The 4,888-nt window shown below is 54.1% G+C and carries 5 protein-coding genes; 1 reads left to right on the top strand and 4 read right to left on the bottom strand.

All coding sequences use genetic code 11. The features are described 5' to 3' along the window. A partial coding sequence (locus tag VLA04_00095; protein ID HSI20112.1) for a hypothetical protein occupies positions 1-696 on the top strand: 696 nt, incomplete at its 5' end. Here VLA04_00095 and VLA04_00100 read toward each other — a convergent pair. From VLA04_00100 to VLA04_00115, 4 genes are all read right to left on the bottom strand, one after another. Beyond that, the gene (locus VLA04_00100) at positions 635-2,833 is read right to left on the bottom strand and encodes a hypothetical protein (GenBank protein HSI20113.1); all 2,199 of its coding nucleotides are present in this window, start codon (positions 2,831-2,833) and stop codon (positions 635-637) included. The genes VLA04_00095 and VLA04_00100 overlap by 62 nt on opposite strands. A gap of 50 nt (positions 2,834-2,883) precedes the next feature. Next, a complete protein-coding gene (locus tag VLA04_00105) occupies positions 2,884-3,906 on the bottom strand; it encodes a hypothetical protein (GenBank protein ID HSI20114.1) in 1,023 nt (340 codons plus the stop codon). After that, positions 3,899-4,528, bottom strand: coding sequence for a nucleotidyltransferase domain-containing protein (locus VLA04_00110; protein ID HSI20115.1), 630 nt, complete (start codon positions 4,526-4,528; stop codon positions 3,899-3,901). The genes VLA04_00105 and VLA04_00110 overlap by 8 nt, the downstream gene beginning before the upstream one ends. Beyond that, on the bottom strand, positions 4,528-4,888 hold a 361-nt coding region (locus VLA04_00115), incomplete at its 5' end, for an SsrA-binding protein (protein ID HSI20116.1). The genes VLA04_00110 and VLA04_00115, both read right to left, overlap by 1 nt.

Raw genomic sequence — 4,888 nt, forward strand, 5'->3', positions numbered from 1 at the left:
TTCCGGCACTTCTCACTTGTCTGTTGGCCCGTCCACGTAGGCAATGAGACCATTGGAACCGTGTATGCCCTCCTTGAACATACTTCCGCTGTGCGGCATACCCAAGAACACCACGCCCTGGACCGCGAGCTACTAGGTCTCCAAGAAGCTCTCGTGAAGAGCCTGGTGGCCACTTCGCCCAACCCTGAAGCTGAGGAGCTTTTGGAGCTGACCGCAATCCTGCAAAATCAGCACCGTCCTCACCCCCACCGCACCCCCGAACGGTTTGACCTCGTTCCCCTTGTGCACGCAGCCATTGATGAGTATCGTCCACTGCTACGCAAGAAACATGCAACCCTTACCGCTACCCTGCCTAATAAGTTGTATGCAATTGGCTACCATGACCACGCCCTGGAGGCGCTCAAGCTCCTATGTACAGCTGCCGTGGAGCATGCACCCGCACAAGCCAACCTCCGTGTCACCTTGGGTAAGAAGGGGAAGCGCGCCACTTTCTCGTGCACCATTCCTGGTCACAAGGTAAACGCCACCCGCATCCACGAAGCATTCGCCTTGAAAGGGAAGGGACGAAAGTCCGGGTCCCTCCGCCTGGCCGTTGCCCGTATCCTCATGAGCCAGCAGCATGGCACTCTCACCCTCACGGTGGATGAGGACGGTCTTTCTGAAGCACATCTCTCTTTTGTCGCCGCGCCAAAATAACGGCTGAAATACCGACGAGCTGTAAGGTGGTCAGGCTGAACGGGTCAGCCTGTTTTTGAACATCTTTTTCCCTATAAACCACCTCTCTTTTTGAAGTGAGAGGAAAGCTAGCAAGGGCATATTTGCCCGGTACCGGCGGGTCCCAAGGCGTTGCTGGGACGACAGGCGGCGGCACTTCGGGCTCTTCATGGCTAGGCCCCTCTTCTGAAGGCCGAGCAACATATGCAAAAGATTCCTGCCTATCCTTTTCCAACGTAAACGTAGTAATAGAACCATTGCCTTGCCACCATCGGACTTCGGTTGTAGCAAGGGCCGTGATGACAATGCGGTACTCCCCCTCCTCCTCCGGCGCCAACATCCACACACTCTCAGGGTCGTACAGCACAGCAACGCTTTCACTAACGCCTGCATTTCCTGAGTCCATAATGAGCCCAGATGGAGTTGTAATTTGCACCGTGACAGGGCAATCAACCAGGAACCAAAAAATGTTGGCTGTGTTCCGTGCCGCGCCACGGGCAGGTGCCGGAGGCGGTGGAACATGGGCGGGATAGAGAAGGTTAAATATCCTACCCGCCGCCAGCTCGGGAAGGTCTGCATGCCAACCGGTAAGACGCAGCGCGCTCACGCCTTGGAGCTCTGAGCTGGAAACTAAGACGGTCCCATCACCATCGCCATAACGCTGGATAGAAGTTACCTGCCCATCTGGCCATAACGGGTGACCCTTGTTACGCGGCCCCACCGCCAGCTCACCAGGCGTCTGCTGGCCTGTCCCAGAGACAGCGAGGGTGTACGGCACTCTTTCATGAAGGAGAGCAAGGTCTTGGTTCAAGCGGGAAAGGTGGACATTTGGGCTTTCCACTAACGACTCGTACGCACCTTCCCTGAATAAAACCGGCCCTGTTGGAAGAAGGCTCTGCAGGGACGGAAAGAATGTCCTCACTGCCATGACGTCGCTATCAACGCGATGGGCATATTTGTACTTATAAAAACGGAGGAGCTGGTTCATGACTTCCCAGTCAGTAGGAAAAGAAGCGCCCTGCCATGCCCCATACGACTTAACCGAGCCCGCATTAGGCGTACCCAACATTACCAATCCCGCCACGTCGCCGCGGTAGGAAGAAGACTGGATATAGCTTCGGGAGACTATCCCGCCAAAAGAGTGGGCGACCAAGTACACACTACTCACCTTGCCGTTTTGCTTAAGTGCATCGAGGGCAGGGATAAGATAATCCCGCACAATAGTGTCCGGTGGTCGGCGCCAATCGTAATAAGCCACACCCGTCATGATTTTCCGGTCACGCGCCTCTTCCAAGAAAGCGTCGTAAGATTTTGTCAGGAAAGGAGTGAAATACCACCCGTCACGCAATGGCGCATCTGGGCTGGGGTTAAGTAAGAAAGAAAGGTTCATGGAGGCACCATAACCCGGCACAAAGAGCAGGGCTGGCTCTGGCGGTTTGCAGCCAGGATCCAACCTCGCCTCAACCGACCTTTGGAAAACGCTCGTTGGAACAAGGTGGCAGCCATCTGCGGTGGACCCACCAATAAAATTAATACCCTTGTAACCATCCAAGAGAACCACCACTTTTTCATTTTTTATTTGATGTTTCCTGGGAAGGGTCAGCCCCTGCAACCAAACTTCACCCACTTTTCCCTGGAATACCAAGCCAGCCTCTACGGTCTCCAAGAGGGGAGTGATTATACGGACTGTGCGGATGCTTACGTCTTTTCCCTGCGGGATAAACGTTATGGTAGAAGCTTGAGCATCCCTTACCGTAACGTGGTCCAGGCTGGAGGAGGCGCCGAACACCAAACGCTCAGTATTACCGATGATATGGAGATACCTAAGTTCAACCCCGCCCTGGAGGGAGATTCCCTTCCACTCCCCTGCCAGGAAAACTTCTGCGCCCGGTCTTCCTTCTACCCGCAATGAACCCTTGCCACTAATGCCGCCCTGCCCTGTAAAAAAGATACTTACAGACCCAGTGAGGGTAAGCGTAGCCCCCTCCTCAACAGAAATGTTCCTATAGGTATAAGCGCCTGCGGTAAGGCGTTTTTCGCCACGCACCGTAAGGTCTAGGCCTTCGGCGGCCTGCACATGAGGTATGAGGAAAAGGAAGATAAAAATAGCTCGCCACATAGGACGAGCATACCCACCCGGCATGACCACCAAGCCTCAACCAAATGATTTTAATCCACCCGCTGGATATGGGAGAGCCAGAGCCGCCGCGGGGCAATAAGCGGCTTATGCGCACCGTTAAATGTACTGCAACGGGCGCAGAAGAGCTCCAAAAGCCAGGCCTGGCGAAGTGTCACGTTTTTGCTCATGATCTCTATTTCTGCGAGGAGCTCCAGTGCATAGTGGGCAAAATGAGCGCGGGGGCCGCCCACCTCACGCTTAAAGTGATTTCTCAACAAAGCAACCAAACCAAAGTAAGCACCTTCATCGTCTTTTTCCCACCGCCTGGCCAAGCGGCGCGCTTCCATCCACTTCCCCGCCTGAACGGCGTTGATAATTTCAAAGGGACTGACTGAATCCAATACCATCCCTGCGGCACGCTCAATATCAGGCAAGCTGAGGATGTTCCCCTGCATTAAAAGCACCGCACTATCTACCACTTGTTGGACAACCCAGGTCCGATGGTCGTGCAGGACGCTGTCACCGGTGCGAATCTTGCCTTCAATGCGTTGCTGCCTCTCCACCTGCATAAGGTGGCGCTCCAACCAACGAACTGCTTCAGGCTGTGCCTCAACACCCGCCTCACGCAGCGCCTGCTGCACCAAGGACCGGTCAGAACCCGCCGTAAATACTTTTACCTCGGCCTGCTTTTTTTCCTCGTGTTCAGCAAACCAAGTTAACAGGGCGTTAGAAGGTGGCAAATGCCTGTCTTCCCAAAAGACTACCGTAACCGTATCGGAAAGGGTGCTCAGTTGCCGGCTTAAAATACTCACCACCTCCTTTACGCGGGCAGCGGTGGCGCCACTAGTCAGCCGCTTCACGACCACCAGCTGTGGGGAGGCAAACAAGCTTTGAGTTTCCAAAGCCTGTCTCAACTGCTTGAGAAGCTCTTCGTGGGGGAGCTCATCGGCATGGAGGATGTACTGCGTTGTCTCTCCATATTTCTGCAGGAACACGCCTACCCAACGCTGCATCTCACGTTGGCTGCGGCGATTATCGTTCCCGTAAAATAAGTACAAACGCGGTTTAGCCATGACTCTTCTTTGGTAGGTGAAACCGTAATTCTTTTGAACTAATTACCACTTTACTCTCTGGATGCCGTGCCCGCACGTCACTCGATACCCGCGCCCGTTGAACCCGTTCGGCCCATCGCTCTAATGCAGGCCACCAGAGAAGCAGCTCTCCCAATCTTTGGAGGAGGAAACTTAGCATACCACGGGAAAGGGCTGGCTGGTGGAGCGGCAACCGCTCGCCAAACTCGTGCATCCATTGGTTTTCCGCTCGAAAAGCCTGATATGCGCGCCCATCAACGAAGAGAGGGATAAGGTTATGAAAAACACGGGCATGATAGGAGTCGTGCGGGGTGATCTCCACGAAGTCTTCTATGGCAAAACGATTGGCACAAATCATTCCTGCTTCTTTGTTGGGGCGGATTTTTAAACCCAAGAGAGCAACGACTGCGGTAACCAAAAAGCGACTCAGGAAGATGTGCCCCGTCTTCGTGACAATATACACATCGATGTCACTTTGTTGCCGGAATGTACCTGTCACCATTGAACCGTTCAACCCTACCATCCGCACAAACGGTACGCACCGGAGGACTGCAGCGACAAACACAGCGCGCCGCCAGTACCGCATCCAGGTGCGAGTATCCATCACTGCTTTTTGGATGCAGCCCGCTCTTGCCGGTCTAAGTCCCGGGTCTTGAGGAGCTCCCGCTTATCATAGCGCTTACGCCCCTTACCAATACCTATGGTGAGCTTGGCCCATCCACGTCGAAAGTGGATATCCAATGGGACAGCTGTTTTTCCTTTTTGGCCTATCTCATCTACTAACATACGAAGCTCCTTGGCATTAAGGAGGAGGGCACGCGTACGCTCTGGGTCTTTGGACAATGACAAATGCACCCCAATGACTACCGGCTTAGGGAGTTGTCCCCTACCTTGCATAAGGCGGACATACGCACCAGTCAGTTGTACCCGGTTAGCACGGATAGACTTAATCTCGTCACCCGTC

This window comes from Verrucomicrobiia bacterium (genome assembly GCA_035460805.1).
In the GTDB taxonomy this organism is placed as follows: domain Bacteria; phylum Patescibacteriota; class UBA1384; order CAILIB01; family CAILIB01; genus DATHWI01.

Bases quoted from the DNA above. Each gene is read 5' to 3' on its own strand.
- VLA04_00100 (HSI20113.1), bottom strand. From the start codon at position 2,833: ATGTGGCGAGCTATTTTTATCTTCCTTTTCCTCATACCTCATGTGCAG.
- VLA04_00105 (HSI20114.1), bottom strand. From the start codon at position 3,906: ATGGCTAAACCGCGTTTGTACTTATTTTACGGGAACGATAATCGCCGC.
- VLA04_00110 (HSI20115.1), bottom strand. From the start codon at position 4,528: ATGGATACTCGCACCTGGATGCGGTACTGGCGGCGCGCTGTGTTTGTC.